This is a genomic window from Gillisella vitis (assembly GCF_001541345.2).
Lineage (GTDB): Bacteria > Pseudomonadota > Alphaproteobacteria > Rhizobiales > Rhizobiaceae > Allorhizobium > Allorhizobium vitis.
This window is the reverse complement of record NZ_LMVL02000004.1, coordinates 185,819-208,735: the sequence shown is the minus strand read 5'-3', so window position 1 is coordinate 208,735 and position 22,917 is coordinate 185,819. Positions and strand designations below refer to the sequence as shown.

At 59.0% G+C, this 22,917-nt stretch carries 18 protein-coding genes and 1 tRNA gene; 11 read left to right on the top strand and 8 right to left on the bottom strand.

Annotated elements, in window-relative coordinates:
• Positions 1–66: 66 nt before the first annotated feature.
• From ASB66_RS15740 to ASB66_RS15715, 6 genes are all read left to right on the top strand, one after another.
• The gene (locus ASB66_RS15740) at positions 67–1,245 is read left to right on the top strand and encodes a phosphoserine transaminase (RefSeq protein WP_060718203.1); all 1,179 of its coding nucleotides are present in this window, start codon (positions 67–69) and stop codon (positions 1,243–1,245) included.
• Positions 1,246–1,327: 82 nt separating this feature from the next.
• Positions 1,328–2,923, top strand: a complete 1,596-nt coding sequence (gene serA / locus ASB66_RS15735) for a phosphoglycerate dehydrogenase (protein ID WP_060718202.1) — start codon at positions 1,328–1,330, stop codon at positions 2,921–2,923.
• A 209-nt stretch (positions 2,924–3,132) separates the two neighbouring features.
• Positions 3,133–4,551, top strand: a complete 1,419-nt coding sequence (locus tag ASB66_RS15730) for a cytochrome ubiquinol oxidase subunit I (RefSeq protein ID WP_060718201.1) — start codon at positions 3,133–3,135, stop codon at positions 4,549–4,551.
• Entirely contained in the window at positions 4,541–5,545 is a 1,005-nt protein-coding gene (gene cydB / locus ASB66_RS15725; RefSeq protein ID WP_060718200.1) for a cytochrome d ubiquinol oxidase subunit II, read from the top strand. The genes ASB66_RS15730 and cydB overlap by 11 nt, the downstream gene beginning before the upstream one ends.
• The gene (locus tag ASB66_RS15720) at positions 5,545–5,679 is read left to right on the top strand and encodes a DUF2474 domain-containing protein (protein WP_197433240.1); all 135 of its coding nucleotides are present in this window, start codon (positions 5,545–5,547) and stop codon (positions 5,677–5,679) included. The genes cydB and ASB66_RS15720 overlap by 1 nt, the downstream gene beginning before the upstream one ends.
• Positions 5,680–5,795: 116 nt before the next feature.
• Positions 5,796–6,797 carry a Tim44 domain-containing protein gene (locus ASB66_RS15715; RefSeq protein ID WP_060718199.1) on the top strand — a complete coding sequence of 334 codons (1,002 nt, stop codon included), beginning with the start codon at positions 5,796–5,798 and terminating at the stop codon, positions 6,795–6,797.
• A 452-nt stretch (positions 6,798–7,249) separates the two neighbouring features.
• Here the strand turns inward: ASB66_RS15715 and ASB66_RS15710 are convergent, their stop codons facing one another.
• Positions 7,250–7,825 (bottom strand): transglycosylase SLT domain-containing protein, encoded by a 576-nt coding sequence (locus tag ASB66_RS15710; protein ID WP_041697036.1) that lies wholly within the window; start codon positions 7,823–7,825, stop codon positions 7,250–7,252.
• Between the two features lie 312 nt (positions 7,826–8,137).
• Between ASB66_RS15710 and bcsN the strand changes: the two genes are divergently transcribed.
• On the top strand, positions 8,138–8,863 hold the full coding sequence (gene bcsN, locus ASB66_RS15705; protein WP_114386721.1) for a cellulose biosynthesis protein BcsN: 726 nt from the start codon (positions 8,138–8,140) through the stop codon (positions 8,861–8,863).
• 107 nt (positions 8,864–8,970) lie between these two features.
• On the opposite strand, the gene ASB66_RS15700 is transcribed toward bcsN, so the two are convergent.
• From ASB66_RS15700 to ASB66_RS15690, 3 genes are all read right to left on the bottom strand, one after another.
• Positions 8,971–9,291 carry a hypothetical protein gene (locus ASB66_RS15700; RefSeq protein WP_060718197.1) on the bottom strand — a complete coding sequence of 107 codons (321 nt, stop codon included), beginning with the start codon at positions 9,289–9,291 and terminating at the stop codon, positions 8,971–8,973.
• A 216-nt stretch (positions 9,292–9,507) separates the two neighbouring features.
• The gene (locus ASB66_RS15695) at positions 9,508–11,733 is read right to left on the bottom strand and encodes a TonB-dependent siderophore receptor (RefSeq protein WP_267970745.1); all 2,226 of its coding nucleotides are present in this window, start codon (positions 11,731–11,733) and stop codon (positions 9,508–9,510) included.
• Positions 11,734–11,928: 195 nt separating this feature from the next.
• Positions 11,929–12,828, bottom strand: a complete 900-nt coding sequence (locus ASB66_RS15690) for a helix-turn-helix transcriptional regulator (protein ID WP_060718480.1) — start codon at positions 12,826–12,828, stop codon at positions 11,929–11,931.
• Between the two features lie 153 nt (positions 12,829–12,981).
• Between ASB66_RS15690 and ASB66_RS15685 the strand changes: the two genes are divergently transcribed.
• The 4 genes from ASB66_RS15685 to ASB66_RS15670 all read left to right on the top strand — a co-directional run bounded on the left by ASB66_RS15685 (position 12,982) and on the right by ASB66_RS15670 (position 17,115).
• Positions 12,982–13,797, top strand: coding sequence for an ATP-binding cassette domain-containing protein (locus ASB66_RS15685; RefSeq protein WP_060718196.1), 816 nt, complete (start codon positions 12,982–12,984; stop codon positions 13,795–13,797).
• 7 nt (positions 13,798–13,804) lie between these two features.
• A complete protein-coding gene (locus ASB66_RS15680) occupies positions 13,805–14,686 on the top strand; it encodes an ABC transporter substrate-binding protein (RefSeq protein ID WP_060718479.1) in 882 nt (293 codons plus the stop codon).
• The gene (fhuB, locus tag ASB66_RS15675) at positions 14,683–16,662 is read left to right on the top strand and encodes a Fe(3+)-hydroxamate ABC transporter permease FhuB (RefSeq protein ID WP_114386719.1); all 1,980 of its coding nucleotides are present in this window, start codon (positions 14,683–14,685) and stop codon (positions 16,660–16,662) included. The genes ASB66_RS15680 and fhuB overlap by 4 nt, the downstream gene beginning before the upstream one ends.
• A 72-nt stretch (positions 16,663–16,734) precedes the next feature.
• Positions 16,735–17,115, top strand: coding sequence for a GFA family protein (locus ASB66_RS15670; RefSeq protein ID WP_060718194.1), 381 nt, complete (start codon positions 16,735–16,737; stop codon positions 17,113–17,115).
• 106 nt (positions 17,116–17,221) lie between these two features.
• Here ASB66_RS15670 and ASB66_RS15665 read toward each other — a convergent pair whose 3' ends face one another.
• The 4 genes from ASB66_RS15665 to ASB66_RS15650 all read right to left on the bottom strand — a co-directional run bounded on the left by ASB66_RS15665 (position 17,222) and on the right by ASB66_RS15650 (position 22,897).
• Positions 17,222–19,369, bottom strand: a complete 2,148-nt coding sequence (locus ASB66_RS15665) for a TonB-dependent siderophore receptor (RefSeq protein ID WP_411910079.1) — start codon at positions 19,367–19,369, stop codon at positions 17,222–17,224.
• A 300-nt stretch (positions 19,370–19,669) separates the two neighbouring features.
• Positions 19,670–19,746, bottom strand: a tRNA-Met gene (locus tag ASB66_RS15660).
• Positions 19,747–19,904: 158 nt separating this feature from the next.
• On the bottom strand, positions 19,905–21,101 hold the full coding sequence (mnmA, locus tag ASB66_RS15655) for a tRNA 2-thiouridine(34) synthase MnmA (protein ID WP_114386779.1): 1,197 nt from the start codon (positions 21,099–21,101) through the stop codon (positions 19,905–19,907).
• Positions 21,102–21,325: 224 nt separating this feature from the next.
• Positions 21,326–22,897, bottom strand: a complete 1,572-nt coding sequence (locus tag ASB66_RS15650; protein WP_060718192.1) for an FGGY-family carbohydrate kinase — start codon at positions 22,895–22,897, stop codon at positions 21,326–21,328.
• Positions 22,898–22,917 lie beyond the last annotated feature (20 nt).

The window sequence follows — 22,917 nt, the reverse complement described above, 5'->3', positions numbered from 1 at the left end:
GATTAGCAACGACGGCGGGACACCTCTCCCCAACGAGAGGCCATATACCTGGAAGGGTAGTTTGCTATGGTTGATATTACCGCACCCGCCGCACGTACGGCTAATGCTAATTTTTCGTCTGGCCCATGCTCGAAGCGCCCCGGTTGGGCACTCGATGCTCTCAGCGATGCCCCGCTCGGTCGTTCGCACCGCGCCAAGGTTGGCAAAGACAAGCTGAAACTGGCCATTGACCTCACTCGCGAAATTCTCAACGTTCCCTCTGATTACCGCATTGGTATCGTTCCCGCATCCGACACTGGCGCTGTTGAAATGGCGCTGTGGTCCTTGCTGGGTGAACGCGGCGTGGACATGCTGTCTTGGGAAAGCTTTGGCGCTGGCTGGGTGACCGATGTGGTCAAGCAGCTCAAGCTTGCTGATGTTCGCAAGTTCAATGCCGATTACGGCTTGTTGCCAAACCTCGCAGACGTCGATTTCGACCGCGATGTGGTCTTTACCTGGAACGGCACCACCTCCGGCGTTCGCGTTCCGAATGCTGATTTCATCCCGGCTGACCGCAAGGGTCTGACCATCTGCGACGCCACCTCTGCCGCATTTGCACAAGAGATGGATTTCTCCAAGCTCGACGTTGTCACCTTCTCCTGGCAGAAGGTTCTGGGCGGCGAGGGCGGTCATGGCATGTTGATCCTGTCTCCCCGCGCTGTTGAGCGTCTTCAGACGTATGCACCGGCTTGGCCGCTGCCAAAGATTTTCCGCCTGACCTCTGGCGGCAAGCTGATTGAAGGCATCTTCAAGGGCGAAACCATCAACACCCCATCGATGCTTTGCGTTGAAGATTATCTCGATGCGCTGAACTGGGCGAAGTCCATCGGTGGTCTGGACGCGCTGATTGCCCGTGCTGACGCCAATGCCAAGGTGATCTTCGATTTCGTCGCCGCCAATGACTGGATTGCCAACCTTGCTCAGGTTGACGAGACCCGCTCCAACACTTCGGTGTGCTTGACCATTGCTGATCCTGAGGTTCTGGCGCTGCCCGCTGAAGAGCAGGCCGCTTTTGCCAAGGGCATTGCAACGCTTCTGGAAAAGCAGGGCGTGGCCTATGACATCGGTGCTTACCGCGATGCGCCTGCTGGCCTTCGCATCTGGGCTGGTGCCACCATTGAGACCGCCGACATGCAGGCTTTGATGCCGTGGCTGACCTGGGCTTACCAGACCCAGAAGGCAACGCTGGCCAAGGCTGCTGCTTAAGCTGTTATTCGGCCTCGCTATGAAGCGAGGCCTACTTCCCATTCATGCTCGTTAAAAACGAACTCTTTTAGGAGGCCTCGTCATGGCACCTCGCGTTCTCGTCTCTGATGAATTGTCAGAAACCGCCGTCCAGATTTTCCGCGATCGCGGCGTTGAAGTGGATTTCCAGCCGCAACTCGGCAAGGACAAAGACAAACTGGCCGAAATCATCGGCAATTACGATGGTCTGGCCATCCGTTCGGCCACCAAGGCCACGGAAAAGCTGATTGCTGCCGCCACCAATCTGAAAGTAATTGGCCGCGCTGGTATCGGCGTCGACAATGTTGATATTCCGGCTGCATCGCGCCGCGGTATCATTGTGATGAACACGCCGTTTGGCAACTCCATCACCACGGCTGAACACGCCATTGCGCTGATGTTTGCCGTTGCCCGCCAGCTTCCTGCTGCTGATGCCTCCACGCAGGCTGGCAAGTGGGAAAAGTCGAAGTTCATGGGCGTTGAAATCACCGGCAAGGTGCTGGGTGTGATCGGCGCCGGCAACATCGGCGGCATTGTCTGCAAGAAGGCAATTGGCCTGGGCATGCATGTCATCGCTTACGACCCCTTCCTGTCGGCAGAACGCGCCCAGGAAATGGGCGTGAAGAAGGTTGAGCTGGACGAGCTGCTGGCTCAGGCCGATTTCATCACCCTGCACGTGCCGATGACCGATAAGACCCGAGGCATTCTCGGCAAGGAAAACCTTGCCAAGACCAAGCCCGGCGTTCGCATCATCAACTGCGCCCGTGGTGGTCTGGTGGATGAGGCCGCTTTGGCCGAAGCCATCAAGTCTGGCCATGTTGCCGGTGCTGGTTTTGACGTGTTCGAAGTCGAGCCTGCCAAGGAAAGCCCGCTGTTTGGCTTGCCAAACGTGGTCTGCACCCCGCATCTGGGCGCATCCACCACGGAAGCACAGGAAAATGTTGCCCTTCAGGTTGCCGAGCAGATGTCGGATTATCTGGTCAAGGGTGCCGTTTCCAACGCCATCAACATGCCTTCGATTACTGCTGAAGAAGCACCGCTTCTGAAGCCGTTCATTCGGTTGGCTGATGTTCTCGGCGCTTTCGTCGGCCAGGTCACCGATGGTGCCATCAAGGAAATCGAAATCCTCTATGATGGCCAGACGGCCACCATGAACACCAAGGCGCTGACCTCTGCGCTGCTGGCAGGCTTGATCCGCGCCCAGGTTTCGGATGTCAACATGGTGTCGGCACCGATCATGATCAAGGAAAAGGGCATTGTCCTCTCCGAAGTCAAGCGCGACAAGACCGGCGTTTACGATGGCTATATCAAGCTGACGGTGACAACCGAAAAGCAGACTCGTTCGATTGCCGGTACAGTGTTCTCGGATGGCAAGCCACGCTTCATTCAGATCAAGGGCATCAATCTCGACGCCGATGTTGGTCCGCACATGATTTACATCTCCAACACCGACGTTCCCGGCATGATCGGCTTCATGGGCACCACGCTCGGCAATGCTGGCGTCAATATCGCCAACTTCCAGCTTGGCCGCGAAAAAGAATCCGGCGACGCGATTGCGCTGCTCTATGTCGATGGCCCTGTCGAACAGGCTGTTCTCGATCAGCTGACGGCCAATGCCGCGATCAAGCAGGCTCGGCTTCTGACGTTTGCAGTCGAATAACCGACGATCTTCCCAACCAAACAGTGAGCCCGGCACGGAGAAATCCCTGCTGGGCTTTTGTTTTCTGGCCTTCTATCTTGATATCCGTCAATGTGTCGCATGGCGGCTTGTCGCATTGATCTCATGTGCATCTGTTCTATTTTGAATTGAGGTCGTTTCCGTCATGCCTGTCGCTGTCGGGTCCGGTTCCATTGAAGAGGTGCGCTGCCATGTTCGATCAATTCGATGCCGTTCTTCTCGCGCGTATGCAATTTGCCTTCACGGTTTCCTTCCACATTATCTTTCCAGCCTTTTCCATCGGGCTGGCCAGCTATCTGGCGGTGCTGAATGGCTTGTATCTCTGGACCAAAAAACCGGTCTATTTTGAGCTGTTCAATTTCTGGAAGACGATCTTTGCCGTTGCCTTCGGCATGGGCGTGGTGTCCGGCATTGTGATGTCCTATCAGTTCGGCACCAATTGGTCGGTTTTCTCAGATAAGGCCGGGCCGGTTATCGGGCCGCTGATGGGCTATGAAGTGCTGACGGCCTTCTTCCTGGAAGCAGGCTTCCTTGGTGTCATGCTGTTCGGCTTGCAACGGGTCGGGCCGAAACTGCATTTCTTCGCCACCTGCATGGTTGCCTTCGGCACGCTGATTTCGGCCACTTGGATTCTCGCCGTCAATTCCTGGATGCAGACGCCTGCCGGTTTCGGCATGAATGACAAAGGCCAGTTCATTCCGCTCGACTGGTGGGCGGTGATCTTCAATCCATCCTTCCCTTATCGGCTGGTGCATATGGTGCTGGCCGCTTATCTCACCACGGCGCTGGTGGTGGGTGCGGTTGGCGCTTGGCATTTGCTGCGCAAGACCGCGCCGCGCCGGGCTGGCAAGATGTTTTCGATGGCAATGGGCATGGTCGCCGTGGTTGCGCCGATCCAGATCCTGGCCGGTGATGCCCACGGGCTGAACACGCTGGAACATCAGCCGGTGAAAATCATGGCGATGGAAGGTCATTACGACAGCCATCCCGATGGTGCGCCGCTCATTCTGTTCGGCATTCCCAATCCCGCCGAAAAACGGGTGGATTATGCCATTGAGGTCCCCAAGCTCTCCAGCCTGATCCTCAAGCACGATCTCAATGCGCCAATGGCCGGGCTGGATACGGTGCCGGATGAGCTGGAGCCGCCGGTCGCGGTGATTTTCTGGTCGTTCCGCGTCATGGTCGGCCTGGGCTTTGCCATGCTGGGGCTGGGTCTCTGGAGCCTCTGGGCGCGCTATCGTCGCACACTCTACAGCAATGACTGGCTGCATCGCGCCGCTTTTGCCATGGGGCCCGCGGGCTTCATCGCGGTGTTGAGCGGCTGGATCACCACCGAGGTGGGTCGCCAGCCCTATACGATCTATGGTCATTTGCTGACCGCGCAGTCCCATTCGCCAATTGCAGCCCCTGCGGTTGCCGCATCGCTGATCGCTTTCATCGTCGTCTATTTCTTCGTGTTCGGGGCCGGGACCTTCTACATTCTGCGGCTGATGGCGCGGCTGCCACGTGATCCGACGCCGGAAATCGGCGATGCACCGCTGCGCAGCACCGGGATCACGCCGGGGCCTGCTCATCACAACCAAGGCAAAGGAGGCTCTCATGCCCTTTGATTATGCGTTCCTCTGGGCCGCGATCATCGCCTTTGCGGTGCTGGCCTATGTCATTCTCGACGGCTTCGATCTCGGTGTTGGCCTGCTGTTTCCGTTCTTCAAGAGCGAGCATGACCGTGACCAGATGATGAATTCGGTGGCGCCGGTCTGGGATGGCAACGAGACCTGGCTGGTGCTGGGTGGCGGCGGGCTGATGGCGGTGTTCCCGCTGGCCTATGCCACCATCCTGCCAGCGCTTTACATGCCGATCATCCTGATGCTGCTTGGCCTGATCTTTCGCGGCGTGGCCTTCGAATACCGCTGGCGCACACGGCGCTGGAAGGGCGTTTGGGATGTCGGCTTTACCGGCGGCTCGCTGGTGGCTGGTTTTTCGCAAGGCGTGGCGCTGGGCGCTTTGGTGCAGGGCATTCCCGTCGTTGACCGCGCCTATGCCGGTGGCTGGTGGGACTGGCTGACACCGTTTTCAATTGCAACAGGCGTTGCCCTGGTGTTCGGCTACACGCTGCTGGGGGCCACCTGGCTGGTGTTCAAGACGGTTGGGCCGCTGCGCGCCCAGGCCCAACGCTATGCGCTTGCCGCCGCTGTGCTGACGGTTGGGGCCATGGGCGTATTCAGCCTGTGGACACCGTGGTTGAAGCCGCATTATCTCGACCGCTGGTTCACCATGCCGACGGCGGTGTTTTCCGTCATCGTGCCTGTTCTGGTGCTCGGTTGCCTCTATCTGGTGTTCAAGGGGCTGCGTGATGGCAATGACTGGCTGCCGTTCGTCGCGTCGCTTGGCCTGTTCGTGCTTGGCTATGTCGGCATCGGCATCAGCTTCTATCCCTATATCGTCCCAGCTTCTGTCACGATCTGGGAAGCGGCAGCGCCCGATACCAGCCTGAAATTCCTGTTGGTCGGGGCAGCTATTCTTGTGCCGATCATTCTGATTTATACGACCTATGCCTATTGGGTGTTCCGAGGCAAGATCGATCCGGAAGAAGGGTATCACTGATGGTGGAAGATACGGCGATGCAACCAAAATCCCTGAAACAGAAGATCCTGTGGTTTGCGATTTTCTGGATTGTCGGCGTGGCGGTGGTTGGCGCGGTGGCCGCTTCCATCCGGCTGGTGCTGATGCACTCATAAGGGTAGCCGTTTTTTGCGGTCCGGCCCTTAACATCGGATAAGTCCATCGCCATATGGGCAAGGAAGGCTCATTTGGGCGAAACAGCCCGAAAGGGCAGGTTTGGAGAGAGGACGTCATGGGAAGAGCAGGCAGGATCATCGGCATCGTGGCAATCGGAGTGGCAGTAACCCTGTCGGCGGTCGATTTCGCGGAGGCCCGCCGGGCCGGAAGCTCCAGCAGTTTTGGTAGCCGTGGCGAACGCACCTTTAGCGCCCCGCCAGCCACCAGCACCGCCCCAACGACAGCAGCCCCCATTCAGCGCAGCATGACGCCGAATACCGGCGCGACAACGTCCGGCATGCAGCAGCCCGCTTCGCGTGGCCTGTTTGGTGGCATGGCCGGTGGTTTGATGGGCGGCCTTTTGATGGGCGGACTGTTCGGCATGTTGCTCGGCGGCGGGTTCGGCGGTGCGGCTGGCATGTTCGGCATGTTGTTCCAACTGCTGCTGATCGGCGGCTTGATCATGCTTGCCATGCGGTTCTTCAACCGCAATCGCACAGCATCCTCCTATGCCGGTCCGGCTTCGCGCAATGACATGTCGCAGCCGGGTGGCGCTCCTCAAGGTTCGTCGGGGGGATCGTCTGGCGGTTTCGGTGGCTTTTCCATTCCGAAAATGGGTTCTGGCGCGGCGCTTGGTGCTACTCGCCCGGCCGTTGTTAAGGCTGGTACCGATGATGTCGGCATCGGCCCCAAGGATCTGGAGATTTTCGAGAGCCTGTTGAAAGACATGCAGAAGGCCTATGCGGAAGAAGACTATTCGGCCCTGCGCCGGATCACCACGCCGGAAGCCATGTCCTATCTTGCCGAAGAGCTTGGTGAACATGCGACCAAGGGCGTCAAGAACGAGGTGCGCGATGTCCATCTTCTGCAGGGTGATCTGGCTGAAGCCTGGCGCGAAGGCACGGTTGATTATGCCACCGTCGCCATGCGCTATGAAGCGATCGATGTGATGCGTGATCGCGCCACCGGCGCTGTTGTCGATGGCGACCCTGATCATCCGCAGCAGTCGGTCGAAGTCTGGACCTTCGTGCGCCGTCCTGGTTCGGGCTGGAGCATTTCGGCAATCCAGTCGGCCTGATCGGCACTCAAAGCCATCAGCCTAGAATTTCAGAGAGTCTCCGGTCGTAAGATCGGGGGCTTTTTTTTATGCGCCGTATTTGTGCGTCCGTATTTCCTGCGAATGCTCTTGGGAATTGTGCAGCAAATTTACAGTGCTACGTCATTGTGCGTTCGATAAAATGCACGAAGCTATAGAGCTTGGCGGGTCCAGATTGAACCATAGTCAATTGACGCAAAGGTTTTTCGGCTTTGCCGCCCCCTCATCCGGCTGCCGCCACCTTCTCCCCGATGGGGAGAAGACCGAAAGATCCGCAGCGTTTCGAGCTTCGGTGCCCCTTTCTCGAGTGCGCGAGAGAGGCTTGCCCAAGCAGAGGGATGCGCTGTTTAGACACTGCCTCACACTAATAACTTTATGCGCATTGCGACGCTAAGGTGTTCTCTTCAGAACGCTTGGGCAGATAACGCCAAGCCTTACGGGCAGCGGCGCAACTGCTGCTCATAAACGGCTGTTATCGCGGCAAAGCGTTTGGCACCGGCCAAGGCCTCGGGCCGGGCGCGGTAGGCGCCTCGACGGTAGCCGTCCTGGCCGGAATGATAGGCCAGATAGATGTTGTAGGGACTGCTGAAGGGGATGCCGTTGCGCAGGTGGCTTTGGTAGTGATACCAGCCGATGAAGCGGACGGCGTCGCCGAAATTGGTGCGCCTCGCAAGGTAACGACCCGTTTCCCGCTGATAGCGGTCCCAGGTGCCGTCCAGCGCCTGCGAATAGCCATAGGCGGTCGAGACCCGCTTCCACGGAATGAAGCCGAGAATATAACGCCTGGGTGGCCGGGCGCGGGCGCGGAAGCTGGATTCGGTATAGATGGTCGCCAGCAGGATCGGCACTGGAACGCCGTATTCGCGCTCCACCGAGCGGGCGGCGCGTTTCCAGTTTTCAAAGGCACCATCCTTCTGCTCGAAGATCGCGCAGGCGTTGCGGATCTGGCTGGGCGGCCGGGCGCAGCTTGCCAAAGCCAGCAAGAGGGCGATGATGAGGATTCTACGCATTACAATAATACCTCTTCTATCACCCCTCATTGTATTCGCTAAAATTTAACGAAAAGTTTTCATTTCATTTACCAGCGATAGCCGTGGGTTTGGGCCAGCAACCGTTGTTGCCACAGCATGGGCCAATCGGCCTCCTTGCGTTAAGGTTTCGTTGACATTTCGATCACTAAAGCTTGCGGCAACAACAGCGCGGCCCGTCTTGCAGATGGTTCGAGGACGCTGCACAAAACGACTGGGCCGGATTATTTCGCCTTAAATCAATCCTGATTTAAGAAATGATACGGTAGGATGGGTTTGACGAGGTAAACGGCTATGAAAACCACAGATGACCAATGTCCTGGCAAGGGTAGTGCCCCTGCCGCACATCCAAGCTTGCGACGGCTCGGAACGCTCCTGTCGATGCTTGGCGTCGCCATGGCGGCGTCTTCCTGCGTGGCAGGTATCGATCCCAATTCAACAGGGTCGATTTCCAAGAATAAGCCGCTGGCCGCAAAGACACAGGCTGTGGAAAAGGGCGCTCCCGAAGTGGCGATGCTAAAGCTCTCCGGTCTTTCGGTGCCGGTCACCGGCAATCGTCATCGCATCGAGTCGACCTCGGCTTTCCAGACCCTACTTTACCCAACGACCAGCGCGCTTGGTGAAAACAGCTTGGCAATCGAGATCGGGCTTGCCGATAGCGACCGTTTTCGCCAGATGGCGATGACCAATGAAGCGCCCGCGTCGATCAAGAAACTGTTTCCCGGTGTCAAAATGGTGACCGACACCGCCATTCATCAGAATGGCTATGGCCAATTCGGGGTTGCCACCGGCACGCTCGGCAAGAACGGCGGTGCTTGTGTCTATGCCTGGCAGGCGGTGAAAGACACGCGCGCCTTCAAGACTGCGGTTAGCCTGGCCGATAAATCCGAACTGGAACTGCCGGTGCGCGTTACGCTTCGCTATTGCGACGCCAAGGCGAAGCCGGAGCAATTGGCGGATCTGATGCGGACATTGTCGATCCGCTCGGTTACCAGCCGTAACCTCGATCTTTTGAGATAAGAGGGTCGGCAATGTTTACCCATTGCCGGCTCCCCAGCACAAATCTGGATTAAGTGTTTCGAAATTGCCGCAAGACGCAATGCCGTCTTGCGGCAGCCTGATTTTGATCAGTGCAGGTTCTCGGGTTCTTCCGAAATGTCGGCACCTACTACGGCCAAAGGCTGCTGTGGTCCGGGAAACTTGTGTGATACGCCGTCCACACGCACTTCGTTATTCTCGACAACAACATTGCTGGTTGCCCAGACCAGATATGATCCGGTTTTTCCATTTGACTCGATGAAAAGAACGAAGCCGCGCTTGTCGGAACGTCCCCAGCTATCGGTCTTGCCGGGCGAGATTTCATAAGGGTTTGTTGAGCCTTCACTCCCCCAATGATTGATAGAAGCCTGGATCTTGAAATTCGAGGCGTTAAACACAGTGATTGCCATTGTTAGCTCCTTGAAAAGCAACGTTTTATGTTGCGAGAGCAGTGATAATCCAGGTCTGGTTATGCAATCAATGAGAGAAGTCAATCGACCCAAATTTCGCCGATAGGGCGAAATTTGAGTGTGTTGATGGCAGGCGGATATCAGTACGAAGACGCGCACATGCTCGCCTATGCCAGCACGTTTTGCCTGCCGAACGCGCTGGCATGATGTCTGATCTTACCAGCTTTTCGAAATCTTCAGCGTTACCGTGCGGCCTTCGCCATAGCCGCAGGTTAGCGTGCCCTGGCAACCGGAGACATATTGCTTGTCGAACAGGTTGGTGACGGAGAGGGCCGCGCCCCAGTCGTCTTTCTTGTAACGGATGGCGGCATCAAACAGCACGGCGTCAGGCACTTTTTTGGTATTGGCGTAATCCGCCCAGCTTTCGCCCTGATAGCGAATGCCGCCGCCCAGGCTGACGCCTTCGAGTTTTCCGGCCATAACCGTGGTTGGGATCGCGTAATCCAGCCAGGCGGATGCCAGCATTTTGGGTACGAGATAGGGTGAGTTGCCGATCAGCGATGTATCGGCATGTTCGAGAATCTCCAGATCCTGATAGGTGAAGGAGGCCAGCGCCTTCCAATCGGCATTCAGTTCCACCTTGCCTTCCAGTTCGAAGCCGCGCGAGCGCACCTCGCCGATCTGGGTGGAGAGAAAGGTGAGCGGATCGGTCACGGTCCAGTTCTTCTTGTCGATCTGGAAGACCGAGGCGGTGATCATGCCCGGAAAGAAGCTTGGCTCGTATTTGATACCCGCTTCATATTGTTCGCCTTTTTCCGCCTTCAGTGGATCGCCCTGAGTAACGCCGATTTGCGGGTTGAAGAAGCTGGCGACGCTGACATAGGGCGTCAACCCATTGTCGAATTGATAGGCAAGACCCGCCCGACCGCTGGCCGCACTCTCATTGCTGTCATAGTCGGCATTGCTGGCGGTACGGTCGTTGGACGTCGTATAGACATAGTCGTAACGACCGTTCAGCGTGGCGATAAAGCCGCCACCGAAGTGGATCTGGTCCTGCACATAGCCGCCGATCTGGTTCTGGCGCAGGATCTGGTTGAGATAGACCGAATTGGCGGGCTGGGTGGTGCCATAGACCGGATCGGTGGCGCTGATCGGCGTATCGGTGGTGCTGGCCTGCACCTGATCGAGCTGGTAGAATTTGTAATCGACGCCCAATGTTACGTCATGCTTCAGCGCGCCGGTCTCGACCTCGCCGTTCAGGTGATTGTCGATGGCAAAGGAGTTTACCTCGGTATGGTGGCTGAAGCCGAGCCGTGTCAGGTAGGCATCACTGCTTGTCGGTTCCGAGAGATAATTGCTGCCGGTGGCCGGATCGTAATAGCCATAGGTATAGGGGGTGTTTTCTGATCGGTTGAGGTAGGAGTAACGAGCTGTCTGCGAAAACGTCCAGCCGTTTTCCAGCTCGTGGCTGAAATCCGTACCCACCATGGTCTGACGGGAATAGCTGTAGTCGCTGCCTGGCTCGCCATAATAGGCGTCCCGGTCGATCCGTCCGAAGGAGGCTTTCTCCACGGTGCCGACATAGGGCAGGAAGCCATTGGTGCCGGAGGTCTGGTCGAGATAGGAATAATAGGCATAGACATTCAGCTTGGTGCCGTCATCCGGAGACCAGGTGATTTGCGGCATGATCACGCCACGGAAATCATGGGCGTAATCGGCAGCCTTTTCGCCACCGGCGATCTTGCCAGTCACCCGGTAGCTGACATCGCTGTCCTTGACCGTATCCCCGGTGTCGAAGGTCAGGAAGGCATTGCCGTAATTGTTGATACCAACTTCGGTGGTGAGAAATTTTTCGCCCGTCGGGCGCTTGCCGACCATATTGACGATGCCGCCCGGATTGGAGCCGCCATAGAGAACCGAGGCCGGGCCTTTCAGCACTTCCACCCGCTCCAGCACGACAGGGTCCACCAGAAAGCCGCCGAAGCCATAGCTCCACAGGTTCAGGCCATCGAGGAAGCTGCCGGTCTGGGTGGCTTCGAAGCCACGGATATACATCCAGTTGGTGTCGCCATCGGCCCCGAACGGCTGGGTATAGACGCCTGATGTATAGCGCAGCGCTTCATCGACCTTGTTGGTGACGCCTCGATCGGCCATTTCGGCGGTGCCGATCACCGAGACCGATTGCGGCACTTGCGTGATCTGCGTATCGGATTTGGAGCCTGTCGAGGTGCGCTTGGCGACATAACCATCAACCGGGCCAGTTGCGGTTTCGCTCTTGCCTTCGACGGTGATAGTCGACAATTGGGTGGTGGCGTCCTGCGCATGGACGAGGCCCGGCAGGCACAGCGTCTGCAGGGCAATGCCTGCCATCAGGGCGGCGCGATGCCGGTTTGAGCGATCCTGCCCTTCTGTTTTCCGTGCCTGATCCAATGCCGTCCCCATATCATCACCCCATTGTCGATGCCCCGCCGGGCATGAATTTCAAATGATGACTGATTAATTCATGTATTTCTGTCGTGCTTGTCGCAAGCATGGATGGCTTGAACGGATTTGGGCAAACCGTATCCCGCCGCACAGAAATTTAAGGGGTATTGCACCGCGATTGCCGAACCGGGCAGCTTGTCCTTCAAAGCCACCTCAATTGAGCCGGACCCGCCGCCATTCGGACGGCGACAGGCCGACGGCGCGGCGAAAGCTGCGGGCAAAGTGGGCGGCATCGGCAAAGCCGGTTTCCGCCGCAATCACTGTCAGCGGCACGGCGGGGTCGCGCAACCGTTGCTTGACCGTTTCAATCCGCGCCTTCATCTGCCATTGATGCGGCGACAGGCCCGTTGACGCCTTGAAAGCATGGCTGAAATAGGTGGGGGACAGGCCCGCTAGCCCGGCCAATTCCTCCAGCCTGATGGTGCGCAGGCAATGCGCCTCGATGAAATCGCAAACCCGGCGGAGTTGCCATGCGGCCAGCTTGCTGCGTTTCCGGTTGGGCATTTGGCGTGAAGGGGTGGGACGAATGTTCAGCACGTCGATCAACAGTGCGCTGACCAGCCCATCGCCATAGAGGTCGTGTAGCGGCTGCGGATTGGCGACATCGGCGGCGATCAGTTCGGCCAGGGCCAGCAGCCGTGGGTCGTCGAGAAGATAACGTGGCTGATGCAATGCCGCCAGCCCGGCATCCTCGCCCAGCCGGTGCCGCAAGATATCGGCATCAAAATGCAGGTCCAGATGCCGCAGGCTTTTGATGCCAGTGATTGCGGTCGATAGTTCCAGCCCGGCAGGAATGAAATGGGCCGCCCTGGCAATCGCGCCTGAAATCCGCTTGCCGTCGCCTTCGGCCATGCTGAGATCGGCCCCATCCTCGCCAGCGGCGTCCAATAGAATGAACAGGCGCGGATCGCTGCTGACATACCGGCCACCCGCATCGCTTTGGCAATCCACCGACCAGAGATCGGCGACCATGCCATTCCAGTAGCGCCGGTGCAGGCCGGAGGAGACGGACAGTCCGTCGATCTTGCTGGTCATGCGGGGCAGGTAGGACATGGGCCAATCCGGGACAAGTGACATGCGGGCGATGGGCAAAACAGTGTTGAAAACACACTTGCGAACCGACAAGACTGTGTATAGTTGATTTTTATTATCATGTTTTATCCATCCAGTTCAAGCTTGGTGGCACCTTGTATTAGAGGATCTTTGATGGCGAGCGAACATCGTAACATCCAGGCTGCTGAAAAGGTGGGGATGATTTTCGAAACGCAGGCGCTTGGTTTCACCGTCGATGGCCGGGCCTTGTTGCGGGATGTGTCGATCGGTTTTCGCAAGGGTGAGATTTCCGGTCTGGTCGGCCATAACGGCTCGGGCAAATCCACATTGCTGAAGCTTCTCGCCCGCCAGCAAAGCCTGTCATCCGGCGCGATCCATTTTGCCGGGGCGGATGCCGGCGCGCTTGGCGCGCGTGATTTTGCCCGCAAGGTCGCCTATCTTCCACAGGACGTCACGGCTGCCCATGGCATGACCGTGCGCGAACTGGTCGCCTGCGGACGCTATCCCTGGCATGGCGCGCTTGGCCGGTTTACCGAGGCGGACAAGGCCAAGGTGGAGGAGGCGCTGGATCTCACCCATGTCCTGCCCATGGCGGACCGCATGGTGGATACGCTGTCGGGCGGCGAGCGCCAGCGGGCCTGGATCGCCATGTTGGTGGCTCAGGACAGCGAATGCCTGCTGCTGGATGAGCCGACCTCGGCGCTCGACATTGCCCATCAGATGGAGGTGCTGGCGCTGGTGCGCCGCCTGTCGCAGGAAAAGGGCTTGAGCGTCATCATCGTCCTGCATGACATCAACATGGCCAGCCGTTTCTGCGACCGGCTCTATGCGCTGAAGGCCGGGCAATTGATTGCCGAAGGCTCCCCCACGGCGCTGATGACCCGTGAGACGCTGAACGCCATTTACGGCGTTGATATGGACGTCACCCGCCATCCAGGTTTGGAGATCCCGCTCGCCTATGTCTGCTGATCCTTTCCTGCCGCTCAGCCGTCGCCATTTTTTGGCCGGGGGTGTGAGCCTGTTCATGGCGTCTGCTGCTCGGGCCGAGAGCGGTCCACCTTCCCGTGTTGTCTGCCTGGATTATGGCCTTGCCTCGACCCTACTGGCCTTCGGGGTCACACCTCTGGCGGTTGCGTCTCTGGCCGATTGGGACAAATGGGTGGAAGAGCCGCGCATGCCTGACGGCGTGATCGATCTCGGCTCGTCCTGGGAGGTCAATTTCGAATTGCTGATCGCCCTGAAGCCCGATCTGATCCTGTCGACGGCTTTTAACGACCCGCTGAACCCACGGCTGGAAGCCTTGGCACCGCTGTTTCGCGCCAGCGTCTATGCGCCTGACACCACCGATATCCTGACCGCCTCTTACAGCGCGACGCGGGATCTCGGCAAGGTGATGCGGCTGGAGGCGAGGGCCGAGGCCTTTCTGGCCGAGGCCGATGCGTTTTTCGAGGCCTGCCGCGCCCGCCTTGCCCGGCTGAATGCACCGCCGGTGGCACTGGTCAATTTCATGGATGCCCGCCATGTACGGGTCTATACGGCTCCTGGCCTTTATCACGATGTGCTCAAGCGGTTGGGCCTCACCAATGCCTGGCAAAAGCCCGGCAATTACTGGGGTTTCGAGCTGATCGGGATCGAGAGCCTGGCGACGATCACCGATCCGCGCGCCCGGCTGATCGCTTTCGAGCCTGTTCCCGCCGATGTCATGCCGGTGCTGGCGAAAAGCCCGCTCTGGCAGGCCTTGCCGATGGCAAAGCCGGAGCGTTTCGCCGTCCTGCCCTCGACCCTGATGTTCGGGATGGTGGTGGAAGCCATGCGCTTCGCGCGCCTGTTGACCGATGACCTGGACAGTCAAGCATGAATATTCCGTTCTCTTCCAGGCCGTCCTATCTAGGTCCGCTCCTCGTCACCCTACTGCTCGCCAGTCTTGGAGGCCTGATGGCCTGGCATGGCATTGCGCCAGTGCTGGCCCGACCGGAAAGTGCTGGTTACGACATCGATTATGCCGTGCTTTACAACGCCACCCTGCCGCGCATGGCGATGGCGTTGATTTGCGGGGGCGCACTGTCCTTGTCGGGCGCGCTGTTCCAGCAGGTGCTGCGCAATCCGCTGGCATCACCGACCACGCTTGGCGTTTCGGCGGGGGCCAATCTCGCCATCGTCTTGGCTTTGTTGCTATCGCCCGGCCTATTGGGGTTTGGCCGCGATATGGTGGCGCTGGCTGGCAGCGCCATTGCGGCGGGCCTGGTCCTGCTGATGGGGCTGAGACGTGGATTTTCACCGTTTTCGCTTGTTATGTCCGGGCTGGTGGTCAGCCTATGGTGCGGGGCGCTGTCGAGCGTGCTGGTGCTGCTCAATGAGCGCTATCTGGTCAGCCTGTTCATCTGGGGGGCGGGGTCGCTCGCCCAGCAAAGCTGGGCCTTGCCGCTCGCGCTTCTGCCAAAGGTCGGGCTGGTGGCCATCGCCGCCGCGCTGCTGCTGCGACCTCTGGCGCTGGTGGAACTGGGCGAGGCGGGAGCAACGGCGCTCGGCGTCAAGACCGGCCATTTGAGGGCGGCGGCTATCGCGCTTGCCGTGCTGCTGGCGGCTTTCGTCACCAGCGCGGTCGGGGTCATCGGCTTTATCGGTCTCGTTGCGCCAACGCTGGCCCGGCTGACCGGCGCGCGGCGCTCCGGCGCACTGTTGGTGTGGTCCACACTGATCGGCGCGGCGCTGCTGTTCTTTGCCGATAGTGCATTGCTGCTGCTTGCCGATCAGTTCAGCGATATGCTGCCGACCGGGGCCGTCACCGCCTTGTTCGGTTCGCCGCTGCTGCTGGTCCTGCTGCCGTTGTTGAAAACCCGGCATCGGATCATGGTCGAGCGGGTGCCGAAGCCCCGGCACCTCGCCTCGACGCGGACGGTCCTGATCGTCGGGCTGATCGGTGGCCTGATTTTGATTGCCATGGCGCTGCTGTTCGGGCGCAGTACCGTCGGCGATTGGGCTTTTCTGTCCCCCTCGCTTTACAGCGAAATTCTGCCTGTGCGCTTTCCCCGCGTGTTGGCTGCCTTTGCTTCTGGCGCTATGCTGGCAGTGGCCGGGCTGATCCTGCAACGGCTGACCGGCAATGAAATGGCCAGCCCGGAAGTGTTGGGCATCAGCGCCGGAGCAACCTTCGGGGTCACGGTGGCGGTGTTCTTCCTGGCGGCGCCAAGTCTTGGCACTCAACTCGGTTTTGCCGCGGCGGGTTCGCTGACCGTGCTGGCGGTGATTTTCCTGTTTGCCGCCCGGGCCGGGTTTGCGCCGGAGCGGGTGCTGCTGGCAGGCATTGCGCTGAGCGCCATGGTCGATGCCGTGGTCGGTGTGCTGGCAGCCAGCGGCGATCCTCGCGCCACCTTCCTGATGCGCTGGATGAGCGGCTCCACCTATAATGTCACGATGACGAGTGCCATCACGGTGACGATCATCGCTGTGGCTCTGGTGGTTGTTGTCACCCTGCTGCGCCGTTGGTTGGATCTGCTGCCGCTGGGGCCGTCTGCTGCTGGCGCACTCGGCGTACCGCTCGCATCGGCTCGGCTGTTGCTGCTGCTGTTGGCAGGCGCGCTCAGTGGTGCGGCAACCCTGACGGTCGGTCCTCTGAGTTTCGTCGGCCTGATGGCACCGCATCTGGCCCGTGAAGCCGGATTGCTGCGCGCTGGCCCGCAACTGACCGGCGCGGTGCTGATCGGTGGAGCGTTGATGATGATGGCCGATTGGCTTGGCCGGACGCTTGTTCACCCTTACGAAATCGCCGCTGGCTTGGTCTCCGCACTGATCGGCGCGCCGGTGCTGATCCTGTTGATGCGACGGAGGGCTTGAGGGGCTTTCCTGCACTTCCGTTTCCAGGCATGATTTGCTCGTTGCGATGATGATAGGGAACGGAGAAAGCCCATGCATAAGGGATCATGTCTTTGCGGCGCTGTTCGCTTTCAAGTGAACGGTGATTTACCGCCGCCGGATGCTTGCCATTGTTCTAAATGCCGTAAGCATTCCGGCCATTATTTTGCCTCGACCGATGTGCCAAAAGACAAAATAGAGATCGATGGCAGCGAGACTATCAGCTGGTATCAGTCCTCGGAAAAAGTCAGGCGTGGCTTCTGCTCAGTCTGCGGAACGTCGCTGTTCTTCGATCCTCCAGCAAGAGACTGGATCGCCGTTGCCATGGGCGCTTTCGATGCTCCGACCCAGACGCGGCTCAAAATGCATATCTTCGTTGCCGACAAGGGTGACTATTACGATATCGCTGACGGTTTGCCGCAGAACGTGCAGTAATGCCGGCTTACCAATCGTCAGCACCATCAACGAGGAAAGCCGGCGGGTTCTTTCGAACCCGTCGGCTTTTTCAAATGGCTGATCGTTTGGTGCGGGTTGCGTGCCGTTACCAGGTATATTTAAGCGTCCCCAGCACTGTACGGCGGTCGCCGTAGTAGGAGCTGCCGTAATAGGTGGTGGTGACGTATTTCTTGTCGAACAGGTTCTTGGCGTTGATCGCGAAGGTGACGTTTTCGGTCACCTTGTAGCTCGCCATGGCATCGACCACCGTATAGGCATCGACCTTCACGGTATTGGCCGAATCGCCGTAGCTGGAGCCGACATAACGGACACCGCCGCCCAGCGTCAGGTCGCCGCGCCAGCCATTGCCGGGAATGGTATAATCGACCCAGGCCGAGGCGATGTTCCTCGGAACGCGCTCGGGGCGGTTGCCGGCATCGCCGCCGGTGCCGTCTTCCTTGATCTCGGCATCCCAATAGGAATAGGCAAGCGTCATGTTCCAGCGGTCGTTGAGCGCCACCTTGCCTTCCACTTCCACGCCGCGCACCCCGACTTTGCCGATCTGGCGCTGTAGCAAGGGGGTGACGTTGGAGGGAACATTGGTTTGGGTTATGTCGAACAGGGCGACCGTGAACATGGCGTCGAAACTGTCGGGCTTGTATTTCAAGCCGATTTCATACTGTTCACCTTCCTGCGGCTTCAGGGAGCCTTCAACGGAATAGCCATTGGCGGTCGGGGTCACCAGCGGCTGGAAGGACGTGGAGTAATTGGCATAGGCCGCAAGTTCCGGCGTGATCTTGTAGCTCAAGCCGATCCGTTTGGTGAAGGCTTCCGACGTGTTGTTGTCGCTCGTGCCGGTATAGAGATAGTCGGCTTCGGTATTGACATAATCATAACGCCCGCCCAGCGTCAGTATCCAGCGGTCGTCCAGCGTCAACTGTTCCTGGGCATAGACGCCGAGTGCCTTCTGCTTGACCTTCCAATCGAGGTAAGGCGAAAGCGACACGCACGAGCGACCGCAATACACCGGATTGCTCAGGTCGATACCCGGGGCAGAGCCATAGCCGATGACTTCATGGGTGCTGTCATAGGCATAGTCGACACCCAGCAACGTCTTGCTGTCGAGGCGAGCCGTGCTGGTGTCATATTCCAGTTGATTGTCGATGGCGAAACGATCCGCCACGCCGTCCACGGCATAGGCTTCCCGATTGACGCTCGAATCTGTGCTGGCCCCATAGACGGTTTCGTAGTCGAGATCGACATGCGAGTAGCGGGCATTCTGCCGGAAGGTCAGACCCTCGGTGATCTCGTGGCGAAACTCGTAGCCGACATCCTTCTGGATCGTGTCGAATTTGTTGAAGTCCGGCTCGCCGTAGAACCGGGTCGTGTCGACATCAAGACCGGCTGGGAAGCCCAGGGCGGGCGTGGTGTCGCGCTTGTTGTAGTCGGTCAGGAAGGTCAGCGAGGTGCTCTCGTCCGGGCTGATGGTCAGGGCCGGAGCGACGTAGATGCGGTCGTCGTTCGAATAATCCGAGCCCAGGTCGGCATTCTGCCATTTTGCCGTAATCCGGTAGGTGAAGACCCCGTCCTTGTCGATCGGGCCACCGAAATCCGTGCCGGTTTCGATATGGTTGTCGCCGAAGGTGGTATAGACCTCGGCATGGAACGTGTCGGTCGGATGCTTGGTGACGGCATTGATCATCCCGCCCGGACCGTTGAGGCCGAACAGAGTGGAGGTCGAACCTTTCAGCACTTCCACCCGTTCCAGGCCATAGGGTTCGGTACGGGCTGCGGTAAACCAGGCGGGAATGCGCGCACTCAGGCCATCGCGATAGATGCCGAGCGTCGTCGTGTCGAAGCCGCGTATACGGTAATAGTCGTAGCGATCGTCGGAGCCGAATTCATCGACAACCACACCGGACGTATAGGCGACGGCGGCCTGCATGTCGCTGACGCCGCGTGTTTCCATTTCCTTCATGGTGACAACGGAGACGGCCTGGGGAATGTCGATGATCGGCGTATCGGTCTTGCTGCCGACAGTCGTCTCCTTGGCGACGATATTGGCATCCGGGCCGGTGGCCGAGGATTTGCCCTGAACGGTAATGGTCGAGAGTTCCGTATCTTTCTCTTGCGACCAAGCTTGCGAGGCGGCGGCAATCAGCGCCAGGCCGGCAATACTGCCGAGCAGCAATTGTCCATGTCTGGACATCATCCGGTTCGCAGGCTGCGCGCGTCCACCGGCCCCCTTCGTCATTTTCGTCATACTCCGCCTTCCTTCATGCTGTCGGCGTGAGGAGATATCCCGTCTCGTCACAGGCGGACAATATGAACTATACAAACAGAGTCAACTTTAAATTTGACAAATCCACGAAGGTTTTATTTTTTAAAAATACCTTTAAAAGATATGGCTTTTAGAGGTTCTCAGGGAACAGTGGAGTCCGTCTGGTTCAATCTGAATTTGACGGACTCTAAGTGGAGCGGATGCCGCGCCAAACAAAGGTAGGCAAAATAAAACACCGATGAACGATGTTTAAAAATCTGGTTTTTTGAAAAATGGTAGCGGGAGGCGGACTTGAACCGCCGACCTTGGGGTTATGAATCCCACGCTCTAACCACCTGAGCTATCCCGCCGCACCTCAAGGACTTTTGCTTGTCGAGAAAGCTGTCCGAAGCGATGGGCGGCTTATAAGGCGAGCGTCGTTGCAAAGTCAAGCAGGCAAAATGCAAAAAAGGACCGCCGGTGGCGATCCTCTGGCAATAGGCGGATTTTGTCTTGGGACAACAATTGCTTAGGCGGCTTGTGCGCCCGCCAGAAGTGCCTTCAGGAAGGCTTCTGCTTCGGCCTTGCGTTCCGAGCGTTCGATAAAGCCGCCGCCATAGACGCGGGCGTCGGCGCCTTCGCCCGAATAGAGCACGCAGGCCTGGCCCGGAGCAACGCCAGCTTCCCCCATGTCGAGGTCGACATAGATGCCGGTTTCATCGGCATGCAGGGTGGCCGGGGCAGGGGGACGGGTGGAGCGCACCTTGGCAAAACAGGCAAAACCGCCGCTTGCCTCATCCTCGATTTTGCGGTCGCCCAGCCAGTTGATGTCGCGCAGATAGACGCGGCGGGTTTCCAGCGCTTCACGCGGTCCGACGATGACCCGGCGCGACCGGGCGTCCAGATAGACGACGTAAAGCGGCTCGCCGGTGGCGACGCCCAAGCCTTTGCGCTGGCCGATCGTATAGTGCAGGATGCCCTCGTGCTGGCCCAGAACCCGGCCATCGAGATGGACGATATCGCCGCTCAATGCCGCGTTCGGCTTCAGCTTGTTGATGATATCGGCATATTTGCCCTGTGGCACGAAACAGATATCCTGGCTGTCGGCCTTTTGCGCGACGACGAGGCCCATGTCCTCGGCAAGCTTGCGGGTCTCGGCCTTGGACAGGCCGCCCAGCGGAAAGCGCAGATAATCGATCTGTTCCTGGGTGGTGGCAAACAAGAAATAACTTTGGTCACGTTCGCTATCAATCGGGCGAAACAGGGCGCGATGACCCGGATCGTTTGGCAGAGGCGTGGCGCGTGAACGGATATAGTGGCCGGTGGCCAGCGCATCGGCCCCAAGCTCGCGGGCAGTGGCCAGGAGATCGGCGAATTTGACCGTCTGGTTACAGGCCACGCAGGGGATCGGCGTTTCACCGGCGATATAGCTGTCCATGAACGGATTGATCACCGTGTCGCGAAAGCGCTGTTCGTAATCCAGCACATAGTGGGGAATGCCCAGCGTCTCGCAGACCCGGCGCGCATCATCGATATCCTGACCGGCGCAACACGACCCGGCCCGATGCACGGCGGCGCCATGATCGTAAAGCTGTAGGGTAATGCCCAGCACGTCATAGCCTTCGCGTTTCAACACTCCGGCCACCACAGAACTGTCGACGCCGCCTGACATGGCGACGACAACGCGGGTATCTTCCGGTCTCTTGTCAAAATCCAGCGTATTCACGGGGCGCGTCATTTCTCAAATGTCTGCGAAAGGACCGTTCTCGGCTGCTGCGGGCGGGCCTTGAGCAACGCCATGGGCAGGAAGAAGCGGGTCATTCACAATGCAGCTTGCACGATGCAGCTTGGCCTATCACTCTATCAGCCAATTCCCGCCCGATATAGAAACAATTGGCCGCGCAATCAAGACCGGTGTTTTCATGTCCGTTATGGTGGGGCTTTTGCCGCTCAGATCGCGTCCAGCTCGGCCCGGTGCCGTTGCATGGCGAGAAAGCGCGCATAGTCGCGGTCGTAAATCTCTTTCATATCCGGTTTCGGCACCACAAGCCGCCCTGGTTCAGCCATCGCCGCGCCTGCCTCAGCAAGGCCGGGATAAAGCCCGGCGGCGCTGGCGGCATTGATGGCGGTGCCAATCAGCACGGCATCGGTGTTGTCGGCCACCACCAGTTCGCAGCCGGTTGCTTCGGCGTAAAGCTCGACCAGAAGAGGGTTTTTGACGTGACCGCCGGTCAGATGAAGGCGCAACGGGCCTATGCCGTCCTTGCTGAGCGTCTCGACGATCTGGCGCAGGCCAAGCACGATACCGACGCATGCCCGCCAATAAAGACGGCAGAGGCCGTCAAACGAGGCATCCAGCGTCAGGCCGGAGATGGTTCCTGTCAGGTTGGGATCGGCAAAGGGCGAACGGTTGCCGTGAAAATCCGGCAGGACGTTGATTTTCTGGCCGAAAGACGCGCCTTCCTCAGTGCGCAATGCAGCGATCCGGGATATGATGCGGCGATGGTTGTCGATGCTCGGCTCGCCGCCTTCCACATGGCTGCGCACAATATGGTTGAGAAGCGCGCCGGTGGCCGATTGTCCAGCCTCCACCAGCCAGAGATCGGGGAAAATCGCCCCGAAATAAGGCCCCCAGAGGCTGAAACCGTAAAAGGGCTGGGGCCTGAGCGCAATCAGGCAGCTGGACGTGCCACCGATCATCGCGACATGGTTGAGGTCAGGGTCGGAGAGATCCGTCGATCCCAGCACGCCAAGCGCGCCTGCATAGGCATCGACCATGCCTGCGGCAACGGGAATGCCGGCCATAAGCCCCAGTGCGTCCGCGGCTTTCGTGCTGAGCGCACCGACACTTTTGCCGACCGCGACCGCCTCTTGCGGCAAACCTGCGCGAGCCACCAGGTCATCCAGCCCGACGCGGTCCAGAAAATCCTGCTGCCAGCCGGGTTTGCTGTGGCCGAAAAACGTCCATTTCGATGTCAGGGTGCAGAGCGACCGCGCCGGGCTGCCCGTTGCCTTCCAGGTGAGGAAATCAGCGAGGTCGAAGGCGGAGCCGAGCCTTTGCCAGAGATCCGGGCGATGACGCTTCAGCCACATCAGCTTGGGGATTTCCGCTTCCGGCGATATCACCTGGCCATTGTGGTGCAGCACCGGATGGTCGAGATGTCCGCATTCTTCGGCCTCAGTAGTGGCCCGGTGATCTAGCCAGGAAATAGTGTCGAAACCGTCTTCCCCATTCAGGCACAGCGGCTGACCGCTGCCGTCGCGCAACACCAGCGAGCAGGTGGCGTCGAAACCAATGCCTGCAATGGCTTCGGGGGTGATACCGGCCTCGGCAAGGGCTGCCTTGACCGCGATGCAGCAGGCCTCCCAGATATCCTCAGAATTGTGTTCACCGCGTTCATCGCTTGGGCGTGAAAGCAGGATCGGATGTTCGCGCCGGGCCAGCAAGCGACCGGTGCGTGTCACAACACCGGCGCGCGCGCTGCCAGTGCCGACATCCACCGCAATCAGATGGTCTCGCATGATGAACTTGTTTCCGCCCT